This is a genomic window from Streptomyces sp. S465 (assembly GCF_026898115.1).
GTDB lineage: Bacteria > Actinomycetota > Actinomycetes > Streptomycetales > Streptomycetaceae > Streptomyces > Streptomyces luomodiensis.
This window is the reverse complement of record NZ_CP114036.1, coordinates 1-25805: the sequence shown is the minus strand read 5'-3', so window position 1 is coordinate 25805 and position 25805 is coordinate 1. Positions and strand designations below refer to the sequence as shown.

24 protein-coding genes and 4 pseudogenes are annotated in these 25805 nt (G+C 68.4%); 6 read left to right on the top strand and 22 right to left on the bottom strand.

Going from position 1 to position 25805, the window contains the following annotated elements; all coding sequences use genetic code 11:
- Nucleotides 1-3 precede the first annotated feature (3 nt).
- The 3 genes and pseudogenes from N6H00_RS00125 to N6H00_RS00115 all read left to right on the top strand — a co-directional run.
- Nucleotides 4-1476, top strand: coding sequence for a site-specific integrase (locus N6H00_RS00125; RefSeq protein ID WP_268969416.1), 1473 nt, complete (start codon nt 4-6; stop codon nt 1474-1476).
- 61 nt (nt 1477-1537) lie between these two features.
- Nucleotides 1538-2431 carry a hypothetical protein gene (locus N6H00_RS00120; RefSeq protein ID WP_268969415.1) on the top strand — a complete coding sequence of 298 codons (894 nt, stop codon included), beginning with the start codon at nt 1538-1540 and terminating at the stop codon, nt 2429-2431.
- Nucleotides 2432-2673: 242 nt separating this feature from the next.
- Nucleotides 2674-3576 (top strand): annotated as a pseudogene (locus tag N6H00_RS00115) (Tn3 family transposase); the annotation flags it as partial.
- Between the two features lie 243 nt (nt 3577-3819).
- Here N6H00_RS00115 and N6H00_RS00110 read toward each other — a convergent pair.
- Nucleotides 3820-4077 carry a hypothetical protein gene (locus tag N6H00_RS00110; RefSeq protein ID WP_268969413.1) on the bottom strand — a complete coding sequence of 86 codons (258 nt, stop codon included), beginning with the start codon at nt 4075-4077 and terminating at the stop codon, nt 3820-3822.
- 174 nt (nt 4078-4251) lie between these two features.
- Nucleotides 4252-5148: an alpha/beta fold hydrolase gene (locus N6H00_RS00105; RefSeq protein WP_242437920.1), complete on the bottom strand. Its 897-nt coding sequence runs from the start codon at nt 5146-5148 to the stop codon at nt 4252-4254.
- Nucleotides 5149-5298: 150 nt separating this feature from the next.
- Here N6H00_RS00105 and N6H00_RS00100 point away from each other — a divergent pair, with 150 nt between their 5' ends.
- A complete protein-coding gene (locus N6H00_RS00100) occupies nt 5299-5871 on the top strand; it encodes a CGNR zinc finger domain-containing protein (protein ID WP_268969412.1) in 573 nt (190 codons plus the stop codon).
- A gap of 97 nt (nt 5872-5968) precedes the next feature.
- Here the strand turns inward: N6H00_RS00100 and N6H00_RS00095 are convergent, their stop codons facing one another.
- The 4 genes from N6H00_RS00095 to N6H00_RS00080 all read right to left on the bottom strand — a co-directional run bounded on the left by N6H00_RS00095 (nt 5969) and on the right by N6H00_RS00080 (nt 9362).
- Nucleotides 5969-6313: a DUF4158 domain-containing protein gene (locus N6H00_RS00095; protein WP_268969411.1), complete on the bottom strand. Its 345-nt coding sequence runs from the start codon at nt 6311-6313 to the stop codon at nt 5969-5971.
- 1093 nt (nt 6314-7406) lie between these two features.
- Nucleotides 7407-8072, bottom strand: a complete 666-nt coding sequence (locus N6H00_RS00090) for a hypothetical protein (RefSeq protein WP_268969410.1) — start codon at nt 8070-8072, stop codon at nt 7407-7409.
- Entirely contained in the window at nt 8047-8370 is a 324-nt protein-coding gene (locus N6H00_RS00085) for a hypothetical protein (protein ID WP_268969409.1), read from the bottom strand. The genes N6H00_RS00090 and N6H00_RS00085 overlap by 26 nt, the downstream gene beginning before the upstream one ends.
- Nucleotides 8355-9362 (bottom strand): tyrosine-type recombinase/integrase, encoded by a 1008-nt coding sequence (locus tag N6H00_RS00080; protein WP_268969408.1) that lies wholly within the window; start codon nt 9360-9362, stop codon nt 8355-8357. Before N6H00_RS00080 ends, N6H00_RS00085 begins: the two co-directional genes overlap by 16 nt.
- A gap of 198 nt (nt 9363-9560) precedes the next feature.
- Here N6H00_RS00080 and N6H00_RS00075 point away from each other — a divergent pair, with 198 nt between their 5' ends.
- Entirely contained in the window at nt 9561-9992 is a 432-nt protein-coding gene (locus N6H00_RS00075) for a DUF4259 domain-containing protein (RefSeq protein ID WP_268969407.1), read from the top strand.
- A gap of 37 nt (nt 9993-10029) precedes the next feature.
- Here the strand turns inward: N6H00_RS00075 and N6H00_RS00070 are convergent, their stop codons facing one another.
- The 3 genes from N6H00_RS00070 to N6H00_RS00060 form a co-directional block, all read right to left on the bottom strand.
- A complete protein-coding gene (locus tag N6H00_RS00070; protein WP_268969406.1) occupies nt 10030-10290 on the bottom strand; it encodes a hypothetical protein in 261 nt (86 codons plus the stop codon).
- 1196 nt (nt 10291-11486) lie between these two features.
- Nucleotides 11487-11888 carry a helicase associated domain-containing protein gene (locus N6H00_RS00065; RefSeq protein WP_268976813.1) on the bottom strand — a complete coding sequence of 134 codons (402 nt, stop codon included), beginning with the start codon at nt 11886-11888 and terminating at the stop codon, nt 11487-11489.
- Nucleotides 11800-12483: a helicase associated domain-containing protein gene (locus tag N6H00_RS00060; protein WP_268976812.1), complete on the bottom strand. Its 684-nt coding sequence runs from the start codon at nt 12481-12483 to the stop codon at nt 11800-11802. The genes N6H00_RS00065 and N6H00_RS00060 overlap by 89 nt, the downstream gene beginning before the upstream one ends.
- A 1457-nt stretch (nt 12484-13940) precedes the next feature.
- Here N6H00_RS00060 and N6H00_RS00055 point away from each other — a divergent pair.
- On the top strand, nt 13941-14483 hold the full coding sequence (locus tag N6H00_RS00055; protein WP_268969405.1) for a pentapeptide repeat-containing protein: 543 nt from the start codon (nt 13941-13943) through the stop codon (nt 14481-14483).
- Nucleotides 14484-14958: 475 nt separating this feature from the next.
- Here the strand turns inward: N6H00_RS00055 and N6H00_RS00050 are convergent, their stop codons facing one another.
- The 13 genes and pseudogenes from N6H00_RS00050 to N6H00_RS40345 all read right to left on the bottom strand — a co-directional run.
- Nucleotides 14959-15588: a hypothetical protein gene (locus tag N6H00_RS00050; protein WP_268969404.1), complete on the bottom strand. Its 630-nt coding sequence runs from the start codon at nt 15586-15588 to the stop codon at nt 14959-14961.
- A gap of 7 nt (nt 15589-15595) precedes the next feature.
- Nucleotides 15596-16576 (bottom strand): TniB family NTP-binding protein, encoded by a 981-nt coding sequence (locus tag N6H00_RS00045; protein WP_443073187.1) that lies wholly within the window; start codon nt 16574-16576, stop codon nt 15596-15598.
- A 104-nt stretch (nt 16577-16680) separates the two neighbouring features.
- Complete coding sequence (locus N6H00_RS00040) at nt 16681-17304, bottom strand: hypothetical protein (protein ID WP_268969402.1); 624 nt, start codon at nt 17302-17304, stop codon at nt 16681-16683.
- Nucleotides 17305-18989: 1685 nt separating this feature from the next.
- On the bottom strand, nt 18990-19766 hold the full coding sequence (locus tag N6H00_RS00035; protein WP_268969401.1) for a TnsA-like heteromeric transposase endonuclease subunit: 777 nt from the start codon (nt 19764-19766) through the stop codon (nt 18990-18992).
- Between the two features lie 194 nt (nt 19767-19960).
- Nucleotides 19961-20770 carry a hypothetical protein gene (locus N6H00_RS40085; protein WP_329618490.1) on the bottom strand — a complete coding sequence of 270 codons (810 nt, stop codon included), beginning with the start codon at nt 20768-20770 and terminating at the stop codon, nt 19961-19963.
- 101 nt (nt 20771-20871) lie between these two features.
- Entirely contained in the window at nt 20872-21387 is a 516-nt protein-coding gene (locus tag N6H00_RS40080) for a hypothetical protein (protein WP_329618489.1), read from the bottom strand.
- Between the two features lie 5 nt (nt 21388-21392).
- Nucleotides 21393-22822 (bottom strand): annotated as a pseudogene (locus N6H00_RS00025) (ABC-three component system protein).
- 106 nt (nt 22823-22928) lie between these two features.
- A complete protein-coding gene (locus tag N6H00_RS00020) occupies nt 22929-23156 on the bottom strand; it encodes a hypothetical protein (protein WP_268969400.1) in 228 nt (75 codons plus the stop codon).
- Nucleotides 23134-23400 carry an ABC-three component system middle component 6 gene (locus tag N6H00_RS00015; protein ID WP_030405088.1) on the bottom strand — a complete coding sequence of 89 codons (267 nt, stop codon included), beginning with the start codon at nt 23398-23400 and terminating at the stop codon, nt 23134-23136. Before N6H00_RS00015 ends, N6H00_RS00020 begins: the two co-directional genes overlap by 23 nt.
- Nucleotides 23397-24284 (bottom strand): ABC-three component system protein, encoded by an 888-nt coding sequence (locus tag N6H00_RS00010; RefSeq protein WP_268969399.1) that lies wholly within the window; start codon nt 24282-24284, stop codon nt 23397-23399. The genes N6H00_RS00015 and N6H00_RS00010 overlap by 4 nt, the downstream gene beginning before the upstream one ends.
- A 55-nt stretch (nt 24285-24339) precedes the next feature.
- A complete protein-coding gene (locus N6H00_RS40355; RefSeq protein WP_443073186.1) occupies nt 24340-24825 on the bottom strand; it encodes a Helicase associated domain protein in 486 nt (161 codons plus the stop codon).
- A 203-nt stretch (nt 24826-25028) separates the two neighbouring features.
- Nucleotides 25029-25223, bottom strand: a pseudogene (locus N6H00_RS40350) (helicase associated domain-containing protein); the annotation flags it as partial.
- A gap of 289 nt (nt 25224-25512) precedes the next feature.
- Nucleotides 25513-25623, bottom strand: a pseudogene (locus N6H00_RS40345) (helicase associated domain-containing protein); the annotation flags it as partial.
- Between the last annotated feature and the right edge of the window lie 182 nt (nt 25624-25805).

Genomic DNA, 25805 nt, shown 5'->3' with positions numbered 1-25805 from the left:
TCGGTGACTGCCGCCGCTGCGGACGCCGCGGCGTCCCGCTGCTGGACGGCATCTGCCGAGCCTGCTGCCTGCACATCGACCACCACGGCCCTGAAGCACGATCGGAGACATGGACCCAGCTGTGGTTCGGCGGCGACCTCGCACCCAGACTCGCGATCCGCCCCGGGGGCGCTCGGCTATCCGGCGCCGCACGACAAGGCCCGGCAACGAGCCGCCGCTGCACGTCCGCCCGCACCAGCAATCTCGCCGCACCTGGTCAACCTGGCACAGACCGTCCTGTTCGACGCCCGACGTGATGGGACCTGCATCGCCGTTGGGGAACTGGACCTCCTGCCCTCCCTCGCCCCTGTCGCCGAGACCCTGCTCGACGACTTCCGCCAGCACGCGAGACAGCAGGGATGGGACGAGCAGGTACGGCGTCTCGCCGCCCGCAGCCTGCGCATCCTGCTGGCCCGCATCGGCGCCGACGCCCCCATCCACGAGGCCGACATCCGGTCGCTTCCCGCCGACCGGCCCGGCACCAGCGCACGCCGGATCCTGCGGTTCCTCAGCCGCCGCGGCCTGGTCATCCCCGACCCCGCCCACCAGGTCGATATCCATCAGCGGGCCATCAACCAGCGCATCCAGAGCTTCCCCGAGCCCCTCGCTGACGAACTCCACCGCTGGGTGCTGGTCCTGCGGGGCGAGGGCCGCCGGGAACACCCCGCGATGCCGTTCGAGACGATCCGGGGGTACCTCGGCTACCTCTCCCGAGTCCTGACCGCCTGGGCGGCCCGAGTCACCAGCCTGCGCGAGATCACCAAGGACGACGTCCAGGACGCCCTCAAACAACGACCCGGCTCTACGGGGCGGGACCTTCTCAGCGCTCTTCGCAGCCTCTTCCAAACCCTCAAACAGGAACGGGTGATCTTCCGCGACCCCACTCGCGGCGTCTCACTGTCCACCTCCGAACGCCTGCCCGTGCCCATCCCCACCGACCGCCTCCGCGGCCTGATCGACCGGGCCGACACTCCGATGGCCGAATTCGTCGTCGCGCTCGTCGCCATCCACGCGCTCGGCCGGCGTGAGACCCGCTGCCTCCTCCTGACCGATCTCGACATCGCCCGCGGCCGTCTGACGGTCCGGCGGGACCTACGGCACACCGTCTACCTCGAGAAAGTCACCCACATCCTCGCGAGTGACTGGCTCCGCGACCGCCACCAACGGTGGCCCCTGACGGCCAACCCCTACCTTCTGGTCAGCCAGCAGACCGTGGCAGACGACCGGCTCCCGCCCGTCTCCACCATGGTCATCAACGACATCTTCCGACCGCTGGGCCTCACTCTGTCCGAACTCCGCCAGGACCGTATCCTCGACGAGGCCCGCCAGACCGCCGACCCCGTCCACCTCATGCGCGTCTTCGGCATCGCCGCCGAGACCGCAATGAAGTACATCGACACGGCCCACCCCGAACGCCGGTCCACCCTCTGGCGATAGCCATTCCCTTCCCCAGAATCCCAGTTGGAGAGCTGGGTAGTCCGCTGCCAAGGTGGTTCCCGTGACCGGGAGCACCTTCTACTCCGACCGCGTGGGGCAGGGCAGACCGCGCGTCAGCGAGATCATCACCACCGAGGCATGGGCAGGAATCACCGTCCTGATCCAGCAGCGGATCAACGATGGCTCGCTCGCCCGGGCCTTTCCCCGGTACGACTGTCCGGACGACCGAGGTCGCAACACCATCACCGGCACGGACGAAGAGAAGTTCCTCCACGCCCTCAAAGCCCATGTCCCCAAGCTGGTCGAGCCCCCGGCGCCGCCTGATGAAGGGCAGGACACCGAGTCCGACGAGATCTTCTTTGGCCGGCCCTCTCCAAGGGCTCACACCCAGGCACAGACTGGGGCTCCGCTTGATCCAGACAAGGCGCCGGACACCGCCACCGCGCTTGATGTGGTCGACTTCGTCGCTCTCCACGTCGGACAGCCGAGCTACAGCAAGCCCCATAGCTGGTGCTTCGAACACACCGACTACTCCTTCGATGCACAGCGGGCCGACCTGCACTTCGACGGCGGCCTGAAGCCGGTACAGGAGCAGTTCCAGCGCGGCGTTGACCTGCTGTTCGCCAGGAATGGGATCGCCTTCGCCATCGGTGACGACATGTGCGTCCGACGGCTCGGGCCGCCCGAGGCGCGTCCGCTGGTCTCCGATTTCAGGCCCGGCACGGGAGACCCACAGCTCGATGACAAGCTCAACGACGCGATAGCCCGGTCTTGTCCAGGAACCCGCTCGACCGGCGGGACGCTCTTGAGAAGCTCTGGGACGCCTTCGAGCGGCTCAAGGCTCTCGAACTCGGCGGGGACAAGAAGAAGGCATCTGCGGAACAGCTTCTGGTCCGTGCTGTCCCTGGCTCCGAACCGTTCCGCGAGCTTCTGGAGACCGAGTTCAGGACACTGACGAGCGCAGGCAACAACTTCACGATCCGGCATCACGAGCACGGCAAGCACGATCTCCCCGACGGCTCTGCCGTCGACTGCCTGTTCGTCCGGCTCGCCTCGCTCATCTCTCTGGTTCTGCACAACACCGGCCGCATGGATACCTAACAGGAGGCGAAATCGGCGGCAGGAACCCGCATCGACTGAACGGGTACGCTTCCGAAGACGCGTGGGTTCCACCCTGTCCACGTCCAGGAATCCGCGAACCCGCGCGCTTCGGGTCCGGGGGTGATGATCTACTGGCACGTCGAGCGGAAGTCGGTGTGCATCTACAGCCAGTTGAAGAACTGCTCGGCCTCCGAGGTCGCGGCGATGATCGAGGGCGTGCTGCGGCACTGCACCGAGATGGTGGTGGACCGGCAGTGCACCGACACGCACGGCGCGTCCATCGTCGGGTTCGCGTTCTCGCACATGCTGGGCTTCAACCTGCTCCCTCGCCTGAAGAACGTGGGCTCGGCCCGGCTGTACCGGCCGGCCGCCGGTGAGGACGGCACCTGGCCCCACCTGGCACCGGTGCTGTCCAGCAAGACGATCGCCTGGGAGCTGATCCGCCAGCAGTACGACCAGATCGTGAAGTACCCCACCGCCCTGCGTCTGGGCACGGCGGAGGCCGAGCAGGTGCTCCGCCGCTTCACCCGAGGCGGCCCCAAGCACCCGACCTGCCGGGCGATCGAGGAGCTGGGCCGGGCGGTGCGGACAGCGTTCATCTGCGACTACCTGGCCGATCCCGAGCTGCGGCGGGAGATCCGCGAGGGCCTGCAGGTGGTGGAGAACTGGAACTTTGCCAACCACGACCTGTTCTACGGCAAGGACGGCGACCTGACCGGCCCGGACCGGGAGAGCCAGGAGGTCTCGATGCTCGCCCTGCACCTGCTGCAGGCCGCCCTGGTACACGTCAACACCCTGCTGCTGCAGGAGGTGCTGGCCGAGCCGAAGTGGGCCGACAAGCTCACCGACGCCGACCGGCGGGCGCTGTCCCCGCTGTTCTGGACCCATGTGAACCCCTACGGCCGGTTCGAGCTGAACATGAGCAACCGGCTCGACCTCAACCCCGCCGCGACCATCCCCGGCCAGCGGACCAGTCACCAGCCGGCCCCCGCGCCGTGACACCGCGCTGGTCCTGCTGCGGCAGCGCGAAGGGCGGCCCCGAGTCGGGGCCGCCCTTCGGCGTGCTGGTGGTGCTCACCAGGCGGCCGGCACGCTGGCGGCCTGGTGCATGTCGGTGAGGGCGGAGGTCAGGCGGGCGGAGCCGACGGTGGCCGCGAGCGCGGCGTGAGACGGATGCAGTCGGGTCGCCTCCGGTCGCGGCCAGAATCCCGGTCCGTTAGTGCCGGGAGGACGTCAACCGGGTCAGGCGTACGACGTGGTGGTGGTTGGTGTCGATGACGTACTCGACCAGGCCGCGGCCGTGAGGGATCGGGAGTCGGCGCCAGTCGCTGGCGCTGTCGCGCGCGGTGCTGTCCGGCAGCCACGGTTCTCGACGATTTCGACGGTGAGCGCGACGATCGCGGAGAACAGTTCGACGGGCAGTTTCGGGTCAGCGAGCGTGTCCTGGATGGCCTCGGACGGCTCGACCGGCCACAGGTCGTCGGGATCGGTGTCACTCACCCGGCAGCTCTCCGCCCCGCTCGCGGCGCAGGCGTACGACGTCGGCCATGGTGACCGTGGGCAGGGTGCCGGCGCGGGCGGCGGCGATGATCCGGTCCTGCTCGGGATCGGCGTCCCAAGGCCGGCGACGCCTCCGTCGGCCATCAGCGCGGGGGCGGCGGCATTCCTCGGACGTCAGGCCAGTGCTGAGCCTGCGGGTGTGAAGAACGACAGGAGCGCCGAGACGAAGGCGTCGGGTGCCTCCTCAGGCACATAGTGCCCGCATCCCTCGATCACGAGCTCCTTCACGTCGCTGGCGACGCGGCGTACGTCGCCCGCGACGCCGGCTCCGCGGAAGGCGGCGCCCCCGACCGCCAGCACAGGCATCGTCAGAGGGGCGTGCGTCCGCGCCTGGTTCTGGGTGATCGTCACGTCCAGGGCCCGGTAGTACTGGAAGCTGGCATGCAGCGCGCCGGACCGGCGAAGCGCCTCGATGTAAACGTCGACGACGTCCGAGGGCATCGCGTCGGGTGTGGCGCCCTTGGCGGTGAACTGATCGCGGAAGTAGAGGTCCTCGCGTCCCTCGACGAGCTTCTCGTTGACCGACGGCAGTCGGTTGAACATGAAGTGCCAGGTGGCCTCGACCGCGCGGGTGGCCGGGGGCGTGGCACTCGGGTCGTCGGAGATGCCAGGCAGGGCAGCTTCGGCCAGCACGAGTTGGGTGACGCGCGAGGGGTGATCGCTAGCCAGGGCGTAGGCGAGCATCATGCCCACGTCGTGGCCCACCAGCCGGAAGTCCTCGTGGCCCAGGGCGGTCATGAGCCGGGCGAGGTCCTGTGCCGCGGTGACGCTGTCATACCCCGTTTCCGGTTTGTCGGAGCGTCCCACTCCGCGGGGATCGACCGCGATCACCGTGAAGTGCTCGGAGAGCGGGAGCATCACCTTGCGCCACTGCCACCAGAACTGCGGCCAGCCACCCACCAGCAGCAGCGCGGGCCCTGAACCGCCCGAGACGGCGTGCAGGGAGATGTCGCCCAGGTCGTAGCGGTTGCTCTGGAACCGTTCGCCGAACCCGGTCGGCAGGTCGGGCATCGCCGTTACGGTGCCGAATCCGGTCACAGGCACTGCTGGGACAAGCGTCATAGCGCCCCTCCAAAGAGTTGAACCACTTTAAGTGGTTCGGACAGTAGCAGGAGTCTGAGTGAACCGGATAGTGTGGTTCTCGTGGCGGACGGAGGAAATGTGGCAGTGAGGGAACGCGGCGGGCGCTCGGACACCGAGGCACAGCCGTTGTGTCTCCAGTTCACGAAGACGGTGACGGCTCGCGAGACGGCGACACCGAGGGACTCGCTGCTCCGCCCGTCGGACCTGGCCGAGTGGCTCGCCGCCGCAGGGCTGGGCGGGCGGCCGCCAGGGTTGGACGAGGAGTTGCTGCGCGAGGCGCGCGAGCTGCGGGAGTCGATCTACCGTGCGGCCCGGGCCGTCGCGGATGCACAGGAGATGGCCGAGGCGGACCGGGATCGCATCAACGACTGGGCCGGCCGCAACGACGCGTTCCGCGTACTCGACGGCGCTGGTGTCAACTGGCGCTTCCCCGGCTCGTCGCCGGCACGGTCCGCTCTCGCGGTCGTGGCCGGCGACGCGGTCGACACGCTCGGCGGCCTCCGCGTCGGCACCATCAAAGTGTGCGCGGGGACCGGCTGCGTCGCGGTCTTCCTCGACGCCACCCGCGGCACGTTCCGCCGCTGGTGCTCAATGAGCACCTGCGGCAACCGGGCCAAGAAAGACGCCATGCGTGTGCGAGGCGCCCAGTGACGTCACACGGTGCGCGCAAGGTGGAACTATGGCCAGAGTGCCCTGAATCCGCTGTGTGCGGTTCCCTGTCACCAGCGTCGCCGCCTGACCCCTCACCTCACGAGTTCGGCGGCCGCCTTCGACGGCGCGGTCTTGGCCTGGTTACGCAGGCCCTGGGCGATCCGGTCGGCCGGATCTCCATCCGGTGCCGCTTGATCGCCCGCCCCGCCCAGTCGTACGCGGCCCACTCCTCCGCAGGCACCCTCACCTGCTGGGCGACCGACACCGCCGGCACCGGGATCTCCCCAGCATCCTCCGGAAACCGGGCCTCCACCTCGAAGAACTTCAGCAACAGCGCGAACCCCAACCGGTTCGCCCCCGACTTGTTCCTCAGCCGCTCCTGGTCCTCCTCCAGCAGCGTCCAGACCTCGATCAGGTCCTCCGGCTCCCACTCCTGCCGCACCCCGGTCTCCCTGGATCCAAACCGCTGACAAGCCCACTCCTGATCCGTTACAGAGAGCTACTTGTCACTTCGCGGCAGCTTCAGGAGAACAGGGCCGTCTGTGATGTACGCCTCACAGACCCGTCAGCCGAACATTCTCAGGGCAGACCGGGGGCCCGGCCTCGATGAGCCCGGCCAACACCTACACCTCCTGTGGTACGTCCACAGGGATGAAGGCCTGAAGGCGGACACCCATTACAGGATCATCGAAGAAAGCCGGTAGGCCGACGTAAGCGTCCATCCTCTCCGCCGCCTGTGCGACGCTCAGGCTATGGCCCAGTCGAGACACCACGCGGCGGGGAGTGAACGTGACTACTCCGCTGAGTCGCGCTGGGCGATAGCGCGTCCGATGCTGTACCAGCTGGACTCGACGGTGCCTTTAGGGAGGGGGCGGCCGAGCAGGCCGGCGAGGTGGGCCAGGGCATCGCCGGTGACGTAGCGGTCGGGGCCTGGGGATTGCAGGTGCCCTCGGATGAGGTCGTCCTCGACGCCCTGCTGCTGAAAGAAAGGCGGCGATGGTGCCGATCAGCAGCTGGCTGTGGGCGTGAGCGTCGGTGAGGGCGTACGACACCAGACGCTGCCACTCGCGCAGGCATGCGCCGTACTCGCGGCCTGCCTGTACCGCTCGGTGGCAGTAGCTCGAGGTCCAGCGGCAGTGCTGCTCGACCGCCGCCAGCAGCTCCTGGGGCACGGTGTCGGCTGTCCAGCTCGGTGCCAGGGCGGCTCTCGTCGCGCCTTGGGCAGGGGGAAGGCAGTCGCGGATCTGCTGCAGTCCTGCTGTGTAGGTGACCTTGTGCTGGTCGCGGTACTGGCGTGCTTGGTTCTTACGGGCGTGTGAACTCAATGGCTGGTTCCTTGTGCGCCCTCCCGTGATGTGGCGCTGTCGGTGGCCAGGCCACGTGAGCGTACGTCGCGATGATGCGGTGCATCTGGGGCTTACGGTGTCGCCGGTCACGGGTCCGGTCGCTCTTCAGCCGAGGCACCGTCGCGGCGGGCTGGGGGCGGCACCGTCATGCCCAACGAGCCTCCGCCGTAGGGAGTCACGCCGCAACGGCTAGCTGCTGGATGTTGGCACCGTGGGCGGCAGCGGTATGTCGTAGCGCCCGAAGAACTCTCGGAAGAAGCCAGCGACTGCCCGAGGGCCGGCACTCCGGTCGAGCTCGTGGCCACCGAAGCGGTAGACCTCGTATCCGGAGAGCTTCAACTGCCGGTCTTCCGACACCATCTGGACATACAGTTCGGGGCTCGCCTTGCCGTTGATCGAGTAGTGCTGTTGGCCGTCGACCTCCAGGACCACCCGAACCCTGTTGGGCAGCAGCAGGAGGAAGTCCATACGCTGCCTCGCCAAAGGGCCAGGCTCGGCCCGGGCCTTCGCGGTGTAGGGGTCGTAGTGGAGATACACCTGGGGAATCAGGGCGGGCAGGGCAGACCCTCCCTCCCGGAAGTACAGGGCCGCGTACGTGTGGAACAGGACTTCTTCCGACGGGGAGGCGAGCGAGTCTGCGAGCCGGGCGCACAGAGTCCTGGAGGCGGCCTCCTGGTCACCTGCCACGGCGGGGTTCGTCTGCTGCCACCAGCTGACGAGCTCCGCCCATGACAGGCCGGCGGCGACGAGAGGCCGGGTGTACGTCAGGCAGTACTGGGCGTTGCGGACGATGTCGAGGCGGTTGTTGACCGCGTCGCGCGCAACGATCTCAAGGCTTGGGGCCGTTAGCGGCAAAGATCAGGTCCTTGAACTCTCCGTCGACGCCGATCATGCCCAAGGAAGCGAGGACCTGCTCCAGCTCCGGCGTTTCGTACTCGTCGAGGACCTTGCGAGCAACTGCGGTCAGCTCTGGCACTGCCAGCTGCCGCAGTCGCTTCATGACGTAGCGGTACTTGCTCGCGAAGGCCTCGCTCTCTTCTCCGGGAGCAAGCCCCAGACGTACGCATTCGTCCGGGACCTCGTACGACTTCAACTCGGCAACAGCGCTGGCTATGGCGGAACGCAGCGTTTCGGGTTTCACCGCATCTCCCATCCCCCGAGGTTACTGGCCCGCACCGACAACTGGGCAACGGCTGACTGCTCTGCTTTGTGCCACTCACCTCTCGGGAACATGCTGGCAGGTCTCGTGCTGTTGATAGCCCCTAGGCATGCCCGTGCCCACAGATGCCGGGTGGTGTGCGTGGAGAACCGCTCGACGCCCGAGGCCAGCGCGATTCTGCGGATCACTTTCGACCAGGTCCACAGGCTCAGCGGCTGGGCGTGATTGCGGCGCGACTCCGATAGGAACAACGGCCCGCGGGCCCGGCTGATCCCGGCACGGTGGGCGAGGTAGCCCGACAGCAGCACCCCGGTCGACGCCGAGTACGGCACCACCCGCTCCAGCCGGTTCTTCGTCGTCTCCGCCCGTATCCGCAGCGCGCGGTGGGCCGGATCGACGTCATCGGTCCGCAGCGAGCACAGCTCCTCTCGCCGCAGTGCGGCATCGTAGGCCAGGGCGAGCATCACCCGGTTGCGGACCGGCTCGCGCCGGGCCACCTCCAAGATCCGCAGCCACTGCTGTTCAGTGGGGATCCACGGCAGCTTGGTCAGCCGCGGCACCAGCCCCCGCTGCTGGCTGGCCCCGGCCCGGCGGCCGGGGGTGTAGCGGCCCCGGCCGACCGGATTCGACTCCCGCAGGCCCTCCTCCATGAGGAAGTCGTAAAACAGACGGACCGGCACCAGACGCTGCTGGATGGTGGCGTTGGCCAGTCCCGCCCCCGAGTCGATCGAGACCACGTTGACCCCTCGGCGATGAGGCCGTGAGGTCAACTCCCGTACGTAGAGGGCGATATGCGCGCGGTTCGCGGTGACCGGGTCGAGTTCCTCCCGCTCACACATCAGCAGGTACTTGGCCAGCCCGCGCGCGTAGGCATCGATCGTGCGGGGCGCACGTCCGAGATCCGTCCAGATCGTCAGCCAGGTCGCCGCCTGCTCGTGCCGGCCGAGAACCGGCCACTTCTCCGTCAGCACCGTGCTGCCGCTCAACACATCTCCCAAGTCCGTGGTTGCACCGGAGAGACATGATCACCCCGGCAGATTCCACGTAACTTTTAAGATGCTCAAGCGCCAGATGTTCGGCCGCGCAGGCTTCGACCTCCTGCGCAAACGGGTCCGCTCACCCCGTAGTCATGTTGTCAGTCCCTGATGCGAGGATCCGGGCGACCTTACGCAAGGGAGATCAGCATGGGCACCTGGGATACCGGTCCCTTCGACAACGACACAGCCGCAGACTTCGCCAACGCTCTCGACGACGCCGAGCCCGAGGCGCGCGAAGCCCTGATCCGAGGCGTCCTCATCCGGACGATCGACGCCACCGGCTATCTCACGGAAGCAGAAGAGGCGGTGGCCGCCGCTGCACTCATCGCGGCGCAATGCCCGGGAGGCGAACCCGTCGACAAGTCCTACGGTCCGGAAACACCTATGCCCGTGTTCCCTTCCGACCTTCGGGCACTCGCCGACAAAGCCCTCGCCCGCATCGCCAGCGACGAGGACGGGCCGGCTTCAAACTGGGTCGACCCGGAGGACTGGAAGCAGTGGCGAGCCATACTGACGCGCCTTCGCGCCGTGCTTGCCCCGCCACCCCCTTCAATCGCTGCATTCGATGTCCAGCCATAACGGAGCGTCACTCGGCACGGAACCTGAGCCAGAACCGCTACACGTGAACAAAGCCACCGGAGCGTGCCTGGTCGTCGTCCGGGGTGAGGCTGAAGATCCACAGTCCGAAGGGGATGTCGTTCGTGAACGGCGGGTAGGTCGTACCCGATGCGTACGGGGCTGCCCGGTGCCACGGCTGCTTGCGGCGCCGCAGCGCGACGCCGGGCGGTTCCTCGAGGAGGATGCTGCGGCGGTCGCGCAGTGCGGCGGCGTAGTCGGCCAGGTCGTCCTCGAAGCCGTGGCCTGCAGGGCGTGTCACCTTCCAGCCCCAGTCGGCCGGCGGGCGGCTGGGATCCACTCCTGCGGCTGTCCAGTTTTCCCACCCTGGTCCGGGCACCTGATCCCCCTCCGCGACGGCGCTGGAGATCTGTCTTGGAACATTCTGGAGCGGGCGTGCCTGGCGGAAGCCGGAAGAGCGGCGGCGTCGGGCTGGGCGGGTGGCGGGCCGTCGATGTGCGAGATCGCCCAGAAGTGGGGGATCGTCCAGGGGCCGGATGGCCTCTCGGCCGTCCGGACCCGTCGTGTTGCGCCCGGAGAAGGCCCTGGGTGTCCTTGTCTATGCGGTTGCTGGTGGCTGGCTGCCGCTGTCTGGTGCTGTGGGTGGTAGTGCTCCTGGTGGCGGGTCGGGTGGTGGCTGGGGAGTGGTGGGGGCTGTGGCTTGCCGGTAGCTGATGATGGCTTGGATTCTTTTTTCGGGGTCTGTTATCTGGTCGAGTGTGGCTGCGAATTTCTCGTCGAGGTGTGTTCCTTTTCGCTGTCGGGCGTGTTCGAGGATCAGGCTGGTGAGGGGGACGGCGAGGTATGCCGTGATGACGGTCGCTCCTACGGCCCACCAGGGTGCGCCGCTCAGGGCGCCGGCGAGGACGGCGGGGAGTCCGGCCAGGAGGCCGGTGAGGGGGGCGAGGGGGGACGGGTTCATCGCGTGGATGCCCTTCCAGCACGTGACGGCTGGGCCGCCTCATGCCTGAACGAGCCGTGCGGGGACGGCTGGGACGGGGAGAGGCGGCACAGGTGTGCCGTGGTGTGAGGGCATGCCAAGGGCCGGCGCCGCCGCGGGGCGGGCCGGTGGTGTTTTATGGCAGGCCTGTCAGCCCCTTGGGAGGCGGGTTCGCTGTTCCCGTGGGGTGGTTTCGAGGGGGTGTTCGGCGGTTTTTGCGGGGGAGGTTCTCTTCGGCTTTTTGGGCAGGGTGGGCTACATAGCGAAAATAACAAAAAGAATGCTTATGAAGCCCTTAAGCCGGTTCATTTAACCTTTTCCGCGCCGCCTTTCTCTTGCTCGCTGGCCTCACGCACCGTCCTGCGGGCACACCGGACTTGCTCACCAGTATCGGTCATCTCGGTGCCGTCGGTGGCTTGTTGAGCCAGATCAGCACCAGGAGTTTTCTCCGGCCGCGGCTGGCTGAGGGAGTCGGCCGACTCGGAGTCGGTGGCGCCATGCCGGTCCGAGGGGAACGTTCAGATGCTGATGAGGCCGGCTGTGGTGAGGAGGTGCTGCTGGCCGGGGTGGAGGAGCAGCCAGCCGCGGCGCTGGCTTTGGAGCCAGTGGCGGGCGGTGGGGCGGCGGGGGTGGGTGCGGGCATGGTGGTAGGCGCGTTGCCACAGGATGGGCCAGGGAGGGTTCCACCAGGGGTCGATCGTGGCGAGTGCTTGCTGGGTGGGGGAGGGGCTGCTGCGCTTTTTCGCGAGTTCGCGCTGTCGGTTGAGCCATTCGCCGAGGGGGAAGCCGTCATGGATGGTCTTGATCGGCGGGCAGAGGTGGCCGTGTTCGCTAGCCCAGGTACGGGCGTGCGTGAGGGCTTCGGCGTGGGGCCGGGGGCGGGGGCTGGGAGGCCGCTGTTCGGCTGTCTGGGCGGTGATGCTGATTGCGTTCAGCAGGTGCTGTTGGTCTGGGTGGAGCTGGTCGTACTTCAGGCATGCTCGGGTGATCCAGCCGCCGAGGACGGTGCTCGGTGCGGGGATGCGGGCGGCCGGGGTCGGACGCTTCGCCCGCAGCGATGTGGTCGCGGGCGCGGTAGTAGTTGCGCTGCCAGTGCAGGTCCCACGGTGGGTTCCACCAGGGGTCGATCGCGGTGATTTCGGTCAGATGGGGTGAGGGTGGCATACCGGCTCGGGCGCGTTGTTTGGCTCGGTTGCGCTGGCTGAACAGCCACAAGCCCAGGGGGTGGCCGTCGTGCAGGGTGTCACGGGGAGCTGCGAGGTGGCCGTGTTCAGCGTGCCAGGCCCGGGCGTGTGCAGGGCGGTCTCGAAGCCCGGTCTCAGATCGGGGCGGTGTCCAAGGGCGGCTGCCAGGCTCGCGGGGACACTTCGGGTCGGTGACACGCCGTGTGCGACGTCGACCGGTGGGAGCTGACGGATCTGCGGTTCGCCCGGCCCGGCCGTTCTGGTCTTCCGTATCCGGGACCGGCCCCGCAGACGGCGTCTTCGGGGCAGGGCGCGTGTATGTCCGTTCCATGCCCTGGACCGCCGCTGCGGTGATGCCAAGGTCGGCGAGGAGTTGCTGCTGCTCGGGGTGGAGCTCGTTGTACGTGCTGCACTGGCACTGCAGCCATCGCGCGGCCAGGGCGTCGTCGAGGTCATTGAAGCCGTTCTCGGCCTGGAGGGGCGGCCAGCTGCGGCGTCTGGGGCCCGGTAGTAGTGACGCTGCCACCTCAGGTGTCAAGGTGGGTTCCACCAGGGATCGATGTCTTTGAGGGCCTGGGCCCGGTCGGCGGGTGTCGATTCCAGGGTGGGTAGTTGGTGTGTTGGGTGTGGTGTGAGCTGCGGGGTTGGGTGTTGGTTGAGAATGGGGTTTGGTGGGGGTGGGGTGGGGCTGGCCTGGGGTTGTGTGGGTTGTAGTGGGAATTGCCGGGGCGTTGTGGGTAGCTTCTGCGTCTAATGGTCCGGGGGTGTGTTTTGGCTGGTCAGTCGTGTTGTGCCTGGTCATAGGCCTGGTTTCGTGTTTGTGGTGTCGGAGCTTTGTAGGGGCCGTCTGGCGTGTGCGGTGGGGAAGGGAATGATGTCGTCGAGGTGTTCCTGATGGAGTCGGGTGGGTCGGGGAGGCTGATGGGGATCTCTGAAAACGACCAGGTGCGCTCCTCGCCCTACTTGATCCCGTTTTCAACGGATAGGGGAAGTTCGGTGAGCGACGCGACGGGTCCAGTTCCCCACGGGCTGATCACTGCCGTTGGCACCCCTCCGTCTGAGGTGGTCGTTCTCCCGGGCGTCTTGGCTGCCCGCAAATCCATAGCGGCCAGGGGGCGAAAACGGTCGCTCGTCTCTGTCACCGGACAGCGCGGCAACCACGGGTGTCCGATTGACTTCTTCTCCGCCTCCGGCGAGAACCCCGGCACGGACCAGGGCGCAGGGCGGATCGCGCTGGGGGCGAGCTGCGCGCTGAGCGGAAACCGCTGCGGTGATGCGGGCATCCGGAGTCGGATGGTGGTATGTCTTCCATGCCTGCCCGCCGCACCCGGTTACCTCGCCCTCATCGTCTTGTTGCCCGTCCCAGCTCGGGGGGCAGACCCGTTCGGCCGCCGAGGAGCGCACCCGGCCCTCAGCATGGTGCAGGGGGTCTGGACTGGGCGCGGCGCATCGAGTTGGTGTCGATCCTGATCGCGTCTTTGGTGGCGGTGGCCGGCCTCTGGTATTCGAGTGTCCAGACGCAGCAGGCCAATGATCAAGCCCGGCAGGAGAGGGCGTTGACGAAAGAGGGGCAGATCACCGACCGCTTCAACGCCGCGGTGGGCAACCTGGGAGACGAGGCCGACGAGGGTGCGCCTCGGTGGAATCTTCGCTCTTCGGCGGATTATGGAAGACTCGCCTCGCGATCAGCCAGCCGTTGTGGACGTTCTCTCGGGGTATATCCGCACGCGTGCGCCAGCTGCCGGAGGCGGGACGAAGCGGGACGCTGGCGGCCGGCCCGCCCCCGACGTGCGGGCAGCGTTCGAAACGCTCACCCAACGGAACCCCGTCCATGACAAGTCAGCCCGGGTCGATCTGCGTGATACTCACCTGCGCTACATCGGTGTGCGGCCAGGCCCGGCCGGAGCGGAAGAGACAGGGGCGAACGGGCAGAGGCTGGAGCGCGCCAACCTCTCCGGTGCAGACCTGGCCAACGCACATTTGCCCCGGGCACGTCTTTCGGGAACCCACCTCGTCGGCACCCGACTGGAAGGCGCCGATCTCCGAAGGGCCGACCTGCGCGGCACGGACCTGCGCGGAGCGCAACTCGTCGGCGCCGACCTGAAGGGCGCAGACCTACGGGGCGCCTGGTTGCGAATCGAAGGCAACACCGGCGGCAACGGCAAAAACGACCCTGACACAGATACCCCGGCCTCCGAACAGCCTGCCAAGATCAGCGCGGGCCAACTCCTCGAAACCCAATGGGATCACACCACCCTGCTCCCGTCCGCGCTGAAGGACGACCCCCGTATCCGCAAGCGGCTCTCCCGCATGCACACGGGCACGCGGTGAGAGAGGACCCGTTTCAGCGGACGTAGTCCGTAGCCGGGCCGGGGGCGGAAACGGTCGTCTACGCCCCCTCACGGCGATCCAATGAGCAGAGACGGCGAAACCGGGCATGTCGGCATACCGGGTCAATCGGCCCACTCCGCAGTTTCGCCTCCCCGTGCAGCCCCTCCCGCGATGGAGTCCGTTCCATGCCGGGCAGGCGGGAGGAGAAGGCCAGTTCAGCCCTGGGTGTCGACGAAGCTTCGTTCCTACTCGACCGCCGGATCGTCCGAAGGGCGTGGCGCTTCGACAGGATGCAACTCCTCCAACCGCCTGGACGGCCCTGGCGCTGGCTGGCTATCGGGCGGCCCCTCCCTTGTGGCGGCCGTCCGCCAGCCAGCGCGGGTCTGCCTGGGGGAAGCAAGCTGAGCAACTCTGCGACGATACAGATCGAGGGTGGGAGATTCAGATATCGCCATCAAGGCTGGTAGCTCCTGGCTCAGTGGTCGGTGGGTTGGGGGTTTTTGCCGGTCCAGTACAGGGCTGTGTCGATGTCGCGTGGGGTCCAGCCGTCGGCGGGTGCTCGGCTGTGTTGGAGGAGGCTGTCGAGGAGTTGGATGTAGCGGCTGTAGCGTCCCGGTGTGCGGGTGAGGGTGAGGCCCAGGGTGTCCAGGGCGTGTTGGACACGGCGGTCGTAGACGGCCATCCGTGTGGGGGCTGCTGCTGTCAGGGCGGCTGAGGCGAGGGCGTCGCCGGTACGGAAGCCCGGCAGTTCCCACATGATGCTGCGGCCTTTGCGGGCAGCCTCACTGCGCGGTACCGCGGTGTCCCGGACTGCGGTGACGGCCCGCTTGGTGACCTCGCGCACGTGTGCGTCGGGCAGGGACATGAGCGCCGATACCCACGCGGTCTGTGCGGAGAGCCGTTTCCAGACGACCAGGGCCGCGATGTCCGTCTTCCCGAGGCTGCTGGCGTGCTCGGTTCGTTGCACGACGTCGTGGAACACCTCGTCGTAGTGCGGTGAGACTCCTGCCAGGTAGTCGGCACGGGCGGGGATCAGGACGTCCCACACCTGGCTGCAGACGGCAGCGAACTTATCGTCAGTCGGCGTATCTCTGGTCTTTTTCACGTCCGCATCATGCCGGTGCGGACGGCCGGCGGGTGCGGGGGCCCTTTGCTTCTTCGGCGAGGTGGTCGAGCTGGATGGCTTCCAGTGTCTTCTTGGTGATGCGTTCGGTTCCGTCGCAGATGGCGGTGATGGCGGCTTGGCGGATGAGGCGGGTGAGGCTACCGATGCGGCCGGCGGTGCGCTGGTGGAGGTAGGCGTGGTGGCGGGGGAGCGTGCCTGGGCGGTGGTGCTGGAGATCGAGGGCGTTTTCGAGGTCGGTGATGACGTCGGTGAAGGGGTGCCGGTTGCCGTGGCGGGCGGGGAGGGGGCCGCAGTCGATGAGGGTGGCGCGGCCGGCGAGTTGGGCGCCGCGCACGCCGCTGAACAGGGGTGTGGCGGTGACGTCGATGCCGGCGTAGACGAAGGTGGCGTGGATGCGTTCGGTGAGGTCTTTGAGCAGGTCGGCGGCTTGGGCGCCGGTGGTGGTGCGGGGGTTGAGGCGGTGGATCTCGTCGATGAGGACGAGTTGGATGCCGGCGGTGTTGTAGGTGTGGCAGACGGCCTCGGTGATCTGGGCCTGGGTCATGCGGGTGGTGGTGGGTATGCCGAGGTAGCGGGCGAATTCGGCGGTGAGGCTCTTCGCGGTGGCGCCGGGTGGGACGAGGACGTAGGCGACCGGCACCTGAGGGTGGTGGCCGGGCGGGGTGGGGGTGCGGTGGGTGTGGGCGAGGTGGCAGGTGCGCCCGACGTGGAGCAGGGCGGTGGTTTTGCCTGCGGCTGCGGGGCCGGTGACGATCAGTGAGGGCCGTGCGGTGGTGGTCTGGTGGCGGCCGAGGATCATCAGGGTGCGCACGCTGGTGGCGAGGGTGTCGATGGCGGGGGTGCGGACGGTGACGAACGCGGAGTGGTAGGCGAGGCGTTCCTCCGGGCTGCGGGGCTCTTGGCCGGGCTGGGGCGGTGCGGGCGGCGCCGTGGCGACGAAGTGGTGCCAGCCCTGCCAGGTGGTCACGGGCCATGACGCGGTCATCGTGTCCGCTGTGGACTGCCCCGCTCGGCCGACGTCGGGTGTGGTGTTGCTGCCGGGATCGGCGGCTGTGGCGGGCGGGCGGCTGCTCACCATTTCAGGGCCTCTGCGCGCGCGTCGTAGAGACCGAGTCCGGTGTAGGGGACGGCGGGCGAGCCGTCGTCGGCGTCGTCTTCTTCAGCGTCCAGGGCCAGGTCCTGCTCCTCGTCGAAGTCGTCGAGGCTGTCGGTGTCCGTCGCGGGCCCGGTCGGGCCGGCACTGGCCTCTGTTTCGCTCGGGTGGCTGTTTGCGGAGCGCGGTGGGGGCAGGGGTGTTCGGGCGGGCTGGGTGCGGGCCAGGAGGCGTTGTTCGCCTGCGGTGGCGTTGCCGGTGCGGGTGCGGCGCATGAGCTGGTCGAGGGCGTCGGCGAGGTCGGCCTCAAGGCTGTCGGGGTCGGTGTGGCGGGTGACGGTGGTGCGGATGCGTTGCCAGGTCTGTTCGTTGAACGGGCGGTGGACGTGGGTCGCGGTGGATCCAGGGGATCTCGGCGAACGTGCCGTCGGACAGGCGCAGCCAGATCTGGCGGGCGGTCGTGGGGGGTTGGTGTGGACCTCCCATTTCCCGCCGCGGGCGGTGATGGGGGAGGGCTGCCTGCGGTAGGGGGCCAGGAGGTCGCAGTCGTAGGTGCGGCGGTGCAGGCGGATCCCGCGTTCGGTGATGGCCTGCCAGCGCACCGGCAGCAGTTTCGAGGTAGTCGTCCCTGGTGAGGGGGAACGGGGACCGTACCCCCCCGGCGACCGATGATGAGGGCGGCCCACACCTGGTTCGGTGTCACTTGCGGCCTTGGGCAGCACGGGATGACGCAGCCCTTGGTGCGGGCGGTGGTGGTAGTGCACGAGCCATTCGTCGAGGAGGGTCCTGCAACTGCGCGACGTGAATAACACGCCTCGCGTTCGGGCGTCCATCGCCCGCGGCGGGTGACGTCGGAGCCGGTGTAGCCGGGCAGGAGTGCCTAGGTCAGAACCTAGGGTGTTGATCGAGCCGAAGGTCCGCTCGACGATGCCCTTGGCGGTGGGGCGCGTAGGCCGGGGCGGGCTGCACGCTGACGCCAGGGTCTCGCAGGCGGCAGTGAACGCCCTGGAAAGGGAAATACTTTGCCCCGGTCCACGACATCGTCTCGGGGATCACGACGCGGGCGGCGCGGCCGCGTCCTGAGTCGCTCGTCACAGCGTCAGCAACCGAACCCGGGAAGCATTGGCTGTGGGTTGAAGCGCAGGGGCGTCAGGGCCAGGTGGGCTTCGAACGGGTGGGGGACGGCCAATCTCCGCCAGCAGCAGGGCCGCGTCCGACGGCCTGGGTCCCGCCCGGACAGAGCACGGCCGCGAGGATCGCTCGCGTCGCAAACGTCTACCGCGATCGTGCCATCTCAGGCCGGCCCAGGGTGCCGTCGTCGAACAGGGCCAGGACATCGAGCCGGGTGGTGTCGATCTGCACCTGCTTCCCTCCGGGCCGCAGGGCGACGGTGGGCGTGTGCCCTCGTCCGTCCTCGGGTGATGGGCGGTGGTGCGCACCGGGTGTGCGGGATGGTCGGCGGGGTCGGCGAGCTGATGGACGAGCCGGTAGAAGGTGGCCTGTGCCGGCATCGCCACCGCGCCGCCGTGCCGGTCCTTAGGATGTGCGCGACCAGCGGCATCAGCCTTTGATGGTGCCTTTGGAGCGGCCGCGGCTGGCGGCGCAGCGCCTTCCTTGACCGCGGCGACGACCCGCTCGTCGGCTCGTCCGTGGGGCTGGGGCCACGGTGGTGCGGTGGTCGATGAGCCCCCTACAGGCCCTGTTTGCGGTAGGCCAGGCGCATGCGCTGCAACCGTCGTACGGGACACCCGGCCGAAGCCGAGCGCTGTCAGCTCTGCTGCTTTGGGCTCTTCCGTTCGGCCAGCGTGTGCTGCTCGGGTCGTACTGCTCCCGCACCCGGGCCCGCCGCTGCCCAGCCCGCCGGGCAACCCGCACTCGAGCTTCCCGGACGTGGCGCTGCCAGGGCCAGCGCCTTCTCCCGTGCACGCGGCCGGGCCCGTCTCGAACAGCCCCCACCGCGGCACCGCCTGAGGCTGCTGCGCCTCTGCCCCCAGGAGGGGCGAAGCCTGGATCGGCGGAAGAGGTGCCCGGCGAGCACCGCTTCATCACTGCCGTCCTCGCCGGCCAGGTGAACGCACTGCCCGGCCAGGGCAAACGACCTGCCACCGCAATCCGCGGAAGCGAACATGAGACCCGACCTCCACACCGGCCGACCGCTCAGTCGGCTGCCTGCTCACACCGCCTCCCCGCACCAGGCGCAAGCCCCGCCGCAACCCCTCGCCTGACGCCGGGCACTCGGCCGCGGGGACGCAAGCCCTGGCTCTCCCCGCCACGCCCGGCGCCGGCGTCATCGTGCCGGCTCTCGGCCGGCGCTGCGCCACAGGCCCTCGCGGAGGGAACCGGGACTGACGATGACCCGTTCGTGCAGCGGCGCCTTGAGTGCTGTCGTCAGCGTGTGGTGCCACAGGGCGTGGAAGACGGCCGGGAGGACCTCGATCGGGTCGCCGGCCGCTTCGGCGCCCTCGATCAGCGGCCGCGGCCGCGAGAAGGCCTCGAGGACTGCGGGCATCAGGCCGGGCCTGCCCTGGTTGCGGGGGTGGCGGTAGCCGGCCAGCCATTTCAGGTTCGCCGCCAGAACTTCGTCCAGCGGCGCCAGGCGCCGGTAGGTCCAGCCAATGTCCGCGCACGCCGCAGCCACCGCATGCGCGGCCTTCAGGGCGCGTTCGCCGCCGCTATCGGGGTGGCCGGGGCAGTCGGCCAGCAGAGCGGTGCCGTCGGCGTAGCGAGCGAACAACTGCGGCACCCAGGAACGCACCTGGCCCCGACGGTCGCGCCACAGCAGTCGTACCGGTTGTCCGGCCATGCCGGTGACCTGCGGGTAGCGGTCCAGGGCCATCAGCTGCGTACGCATGGCGTTCGATCCGGCGGCCACGTGCCGCCCGGTGGTGGCCGACCACCACAGACCCGGCCCCCACCGCCGTCCCGGGACCACCGGGAACGCCGACACCGGATCGAGGTCTTCGAACGCGACCGCGAGGGCGGCGTCCGCCCACCGCTGCTGCACCGCCCGCCCGACGGGATCGAGGAAGACCGCCTCGAACCCGGCCCCGATGTTCACGTCCACCTGCCTCGGTCTGCTGCCAGACCCGGCCGCCGTACCCTTGCCGCTCACCTGGCCCAGCCAAACCGGCCCGGCTGCCGGCCGGAGCTGTTTCGGCGTTTCGATCACGTGGAGCCGCGTGATGCGGTAACACCGGGCCACCACACCAGCGCCCCAAAGACCTGTCCCGGGCCGCCCAATTCCCGGCGAACCGGCGCCTACTCGTCGCCCGCGCCCTGGTAGGCCTTGAGCGCGTCCGCCAACGGGCCGGGGGACAGCTTCGCCCACTGGGCCACATCCCGCGGCGGCACCCCGGCGTTCACGGCTGCCACGACAGTGTGCTGCAGGGCCTTCTCGAGCAGGGCGGCGCTGTGGCTGAGGATGCGCAGCAGATGCTGGGCCACGTCCGCACTCGAACCGGTCTGCGCCCCGCGCAGCTGGATGAGCTGCTCCTGAGCGCCGTCGACGAGGCTGGTGATCTGGGCGCGCTGCTCGGCGGGCACGGTCGAGCGCCACATCGTCCCCGAGCCCGGCGCTTTCTTCTCCTTGCCCAGCACGCGCAGCTGTCCGGCCATGGTGGAGGGCTGGTTTTCCTGGCGCAGCCACCAGGGATCGTTGTCGTATCCGGGGGGTCCGCCGGTCCCGCGGCAGATGCGGATGATGCTGCCCCTCCAGGAGGTCAGCGGGCCGCCGTAGTCGGTCGCGGCCAGCGGCCCCAGCCACGGGCGGTCCACTCGCTCGCCGAGCCGGCGGCAGAACATCCCGTCGGCGGGCAGCGCCCGCGGCTGTCCGGCGCCGCTGTCGGCCCACGCCAGCTGGGCCATGGCCGGGTCCAGCAGCGCGTCGGCGACGGCCACCACCTCGGGGAAGACGACCGCGTCCCGGCCCACGATCCGCCACTGCTCCAGATCATCCCCGGCGTTGCCGCCCGCGACCTGGTGCAGACGCCGTGGCCAGATCGTCTCCTGCTCCCAGTGAAGGGCGTGCTCCCACCACCGGGCCACCACCGCGTGCGCCAGAGCGAACACGCGCTCTGGCTCCGCGCCGGCCCGCACCGCCCGCCGTGCCACACCGGCACCACCGCCGCTGCGCCGCGGCCACCTCCGGCACACCCCGCACGTCCAGATGCTCAAGAGGCTGGTCGGCGTCCGCGTCCAGGAGCCACCGCCCATGCCGAACACACCCGGGACCAGAGCGGCGCGTACCGCACCATCCGCACTGCCGTCCCCGTACGCCGGGCCGTGCACAGGCGGCAGCCGAATGCCACCGGCCCGGCGACCGCGCCGCCAATCCGCCACGCCGCCGCCGGCACTCCGTCTTCCTCGGCGGGCAGCTTGGAGTCCTCCCGCGCCCAGGACGGCAACGCCCGCGCCAGCACGTCTTCCTTGACGCCGCACAGGCCTGCCAGGCGCTGCCGTCCGGCTGCGTTCAGCAGCACCTCGGCATCTGCTCGCGCACCTCCGCCACCGTGCCCGGGTTGGTAGTTGCGCCAGTGCCAGCAGGACCGCAGCACCTTCGCTTCCAGCCCGTAGCGGCTCGCGATGCGGCAGATCAGTGATGACGTCGTTTCCCCGGAGAGGGGAGCGACACGGAAGATCCCAGGTGCGGGACTGCAGTCGGGGGCAATCCTGTTGGCGTCGGCCACCTCGTCTATCTCTTGCCGGTGGTTTTGAAGCGGAAGCCGAAGAGGCCGCCGGTTTCGTGTTCGTCGGTGAGGCGGGGGCTGCGGATGTAGGGCTCGGGATCGAAGCCGCGCTGTGCTGCCATACTCAGGCTGTCGGTGTTGATCGTGACGATGTACTGCAGGTTCTCTTCCTCGGTGACTTCGGCGGCCAGTTTCAGGCAGCGGCGACTTGCCGGTCGTCGACGCCGTCGTAGAGGTGGCTGTCGTGGATGAGGAAGTCGGGACCACGGCCGTGGCGGTGTGCCAGCACCGCGAGGGTCAGGTCGAAACAGAAGATGACCATATTGCTGATGCCGCGGCTGCCGTCGCTGTCGATGCGCGGGGTGATGGTCAGGCTGTTGCGGCCGGCCTCGATGGCGAGGTAGGCCTCGCGCCCTTCACCGTAGAGGCGCTGGGCGTAGTGAGAGAACAGCAGGATGGCTTCGTCGGTCTGACGGCGGCGCTCCTGGAGATCAGTGTCAACGGCCTGCTGCAGTTCCACACTCTTCGCGGTGATCTGCCGGGCGCTCGCTTCGAGGGTCTGCGCCGCTTCGAAGCGGTGACGCAGCGCCTGGAGAGCGGCCTCTTCACGCCCGAGGGCTGTCTGCAGGGCCGTCAGAGCCTCCAGCGCTCCTCCCTCGGCAAGGTCTCGAAGGAGGCGGGCTTGGTCCTCGCCCAAGCGTGCCCGCTCCGAGCGGCGTGACTGAAGCCGCTCTGTGAGTTCGGCGATCTCTTCTTCCAGGAAGCGTCGGCGGTTGCGGACCACTGAGTGGTGGAACGTCCTCACATCTTCGAACCGTCGGCGGACCTGATCGTTGAGGACGACGCCGAGCTCGCGGTAGACAGGCTCAAGGTAGTCGACTTCGACGTCGGTGGTCTCGGTGACGGCTGCCTGGAGCTCTTCGAGGTTGTGCTGGTCGATCACATCTTCCTGCGCCAGTTGCTTGATGCGCCGGCTGACCTGGTCCGCTCTGTCCTTGAGCCGCTCGTACTCGGGGACGACCTGAAAGGCTGCCACCTGTGCACGGAGCCGTTCCACCTGCGCCTCGGCAAGCGTGATCTGGCCCCTGAGGTCTGCCGTAGACCCCACGATGCGCCCCCACACGGGGTCATCGACCGCTTTCTTCAGCTGGACACGTGTCGCCTTGCGGGCGGCCAGTTGCCTGTACTCGTCGACGAGCTGCCAGTCCAGGCCCAGAAGGTAGGCGAGGTTGGAGGCGGCTTCCGGGGCGGACTGGCGGGAGAAGGTACGGGTCGGCTCGTTGAAGCCGTGCGACGAAATGCGCCGGGCGAGGAAGGACAGCAGTACCCTTCCGCTGACGCCCGGGTGGTCACCGCGCAGATCGAAGAGATCCCGCTCGATCAGCTGTGTCCACCGCTCCACGGGCAGTTCCACAGCACCTGTGCGGGGAAACATGGCACCGTCATCTGTCCCGGTCACGTCCTCGTTGAGTGTCACGAATCCGGCGCGCTGTCCGCTGCGGCGGACAGCAAGCGGACTGCTCAGCCCCGGCCAGTCCATTTCAAGGTTGAACGTGATGTGCCGCAGCGCCTTGTTCAGGGCGAGCGGTATTTGTCGCTCGAGATCCGAGCAAGAAGTGGATCAGCTCGATCAGGCTGGACTTGCCGGCGCTGTTGCGGCTGTCAGTGTCTGCGGACGAGGCGGTGGTGGAGGCGACGATCAGGTTCAGGCCTTCGACGAAGGACACCTCTTTGAAGCGCTCGTCGTCAGCGCTCAAGCGGCGCAGCATGCATGCTCCTTGCAACGAGGATGTCCTGGTCGAGCTCTATGGCGCCCATGCTGTAGAGCACGTCCAGCGCCAGGACGAACCAGCCGAACGATACGGGCGAAGCGTGGCCGTGCTCGGCCCGCCATGTCCTCAGCCGGGCCCACGTCTGACTGACCGACCGCGGTTCGTCCAACTGCAGCAGGACCTGGGCGCCGACGGCCAGCAGGCACCGGTCAGGTGCGATGCCCTTCGTCGGAGTGATCATGCAGATATCCCGATCCCAGGCTGCCAGCCAGTGGGAGGCGCCTCGAAAATGTCGCACCGGCCGAAGAAATGCGCGAGTACAACGAGGGCGGCACGCAGCACCTTCGGCCGCGGCTGTGCGTTGCCCAGCACGTACATCTGGAGCTGCCACAGCACGTCTTCAGGATCGTCCCAGTGCCTGCGAACCTGCTCGTAGTACACGTGGAAGCCCCGCGCGACCTCATCGTGTTCCAGCTCCCGCATAGTGCCCGCGTAGAACGCGTCCACGAGGTGGGCCTGCCGCATCCCGCGGAGCAGGTCCTCGCGTGCTTCGCCTTCGAGCCGGTTGAAGTCCAGTTTCTCGATGCGCACGTCCGGCAGAGGCATGAGCGGGTCAGAGGAGGTTCGGAGTTCCTGAAGCCGCTTCAGAAGAGGCTCAAGACCATCCATCCCGATTCCGAACGTCATCTCCTTGATCGGGATCTCGCACCGGAGGACGTCTTCCGCCGTCACTTGGTCCAGTTGCATGCACTCGTGCCACAAGCGTCGGCTACCCATCTGCTCAAAGTGCAGGTCCGGCCTGCTGGCGGAGGCCTCGGACAGCATTGTTGTCACTTCGGGGTGAACGCCGCGTCGATCGTTATGCACAAACACGAACGTGTCGAACTGCCCACTGCGTTTGGCGAGCGCACCGGTCAGGTCACCGTCGAACTTCTTGCGGATCTTGCTCGGCTTCACCGTCTGCGGGGCATAGCAGGCGTACAGCTTGCGGGAGTGCAGGGTAAGACCATCTGCCGACATATCGCCCAGACTGCCCGCAGTGCGAACATCCAGGAAGTCTGAGTACCTCGAGCACATGAGCCGGTGGAAGAAGTCCTCGAACTCATTCTCGTACAACTCCGCCATGAGTTCCAGGAATGCAACGCGCGTAGGCACGCTGCTCGTACCGCACATACCCCCCTCACCTGCAAGGAGGAAAGAATAACTCTATGTGATCACTCTCGGAAGTCTTACCGTCACACTCCACGCAAGGAGCCTCGTCGGCTGGGGCATCAGGGCGGATATCGACGGTGCTCAGGAGCGCCTGCTGGTGGGGGTGGAGTTGCGGATAGAGGGTGGTCTGTTTGCGGGCCCAGCGCTGTAGTTCGGGCGGGAGGGGCTGGCCTGTGGCGTGGAGGGTGCGGTGTTGGTGGTATTTGCGTTGCCAGGCGAAGGGCCAGGGCGGGTTCCACCAGGGGTCGAGGAGGGTGAGTTCTTGCAGGGTGCGGGCGGACAGGAGGCCTGCGCGGGCTTTGCGTCGCTGCTGGATGAGCCAGCGCCCCAGAGCGAAGCCGTGGCGGCGGGTGTGTTTGGACACGGCGAGGTGCCCGTGTTCGGCGGCGTAGGAGCGGGCGTGGGGGAGGCCTTCGCCCGGTGGGTAGCGGCGTGTCGTCGTAGGAGTCGGCACGGGTTCGGTGGCGGGCGCGGCGCCGAGGCCGGCCAGGAGTTCTTGCTGGTGGGGTGGAGGCTGTCCCACAGCTGTGTCTGGGTGGTGATCCAGCGGCCTTGGGCCGCGGTCAGGTTTCCGCTGGTCGTGGCGGTGCGTGCCCGGTGGTAGGCGCGCTGCCAGGCCAGGGGCCAGGGTGGGTTCCAGTGTGGGTCGAGGGCGTTCAGCGCGGCGATCCGGGCGGGGTCGGTGCGCCCGTCAGCGACGCGGTGTCGTTGGCGTAGGAGCCAGCGCCCCAGAGCGAAGCCGTGGTGGCGGGTCCGTTCGGCCATGGCCAGGTGCCCGTGTTCGGCGGCATAGCTCCGTGCGTGGGCGAGCCCTGTGTCTACGCAGGCGGGGTTTTGGCCGGCGTCGGTCACTGCGCGGGCGACAGCAGAGGTGATGCCGATGTCCGCGAGGAGGTTCTGCTGCTCGGGTTGCAGTACGTCGTGCCGGGCGCACTGACGGCGCAGCCACACTGTCACCTCGTCCTCGTCCCCGCCGTGATGGGCCGGGCACCTTCAGCTGTCCCTTCTGCCATCGCTTACGGGCCTGCTGGTAGCACCGCTGCCAGGGATAAGGCCACGGCGGGTTCCACCAGGGATCGAGTTCGGCCAGCAGCCCGCCACGCGGCCACGCGCCTCCGGTGGTTTGAGCGTGTCGGCGGTCCTGGCGGCGCTGCTCCACCAGCCAGCGGCCCAGGGCAAATCCGTCGTGCACGTACTCCGAGGGCACTGCCAGGTGCCCGTGTGCCGTGGCGAAGGAACGAGCGCTGGCCATGCCGTCCAACGCCCACAGACCGGCGGCAGCAACCTGCTCGTTCACAGCCTGGGACGCCCTGGTCCCGCCCCGCACGTTCGCGGCTTCCTCGGCCGTGATGCCGATGTCGGCCAGCAGGCGCTGCTGGCCGGGGTCCAGACGCCGATAAGCTGCGCATTGTCGCGACAGCCACAGGGCGAGTT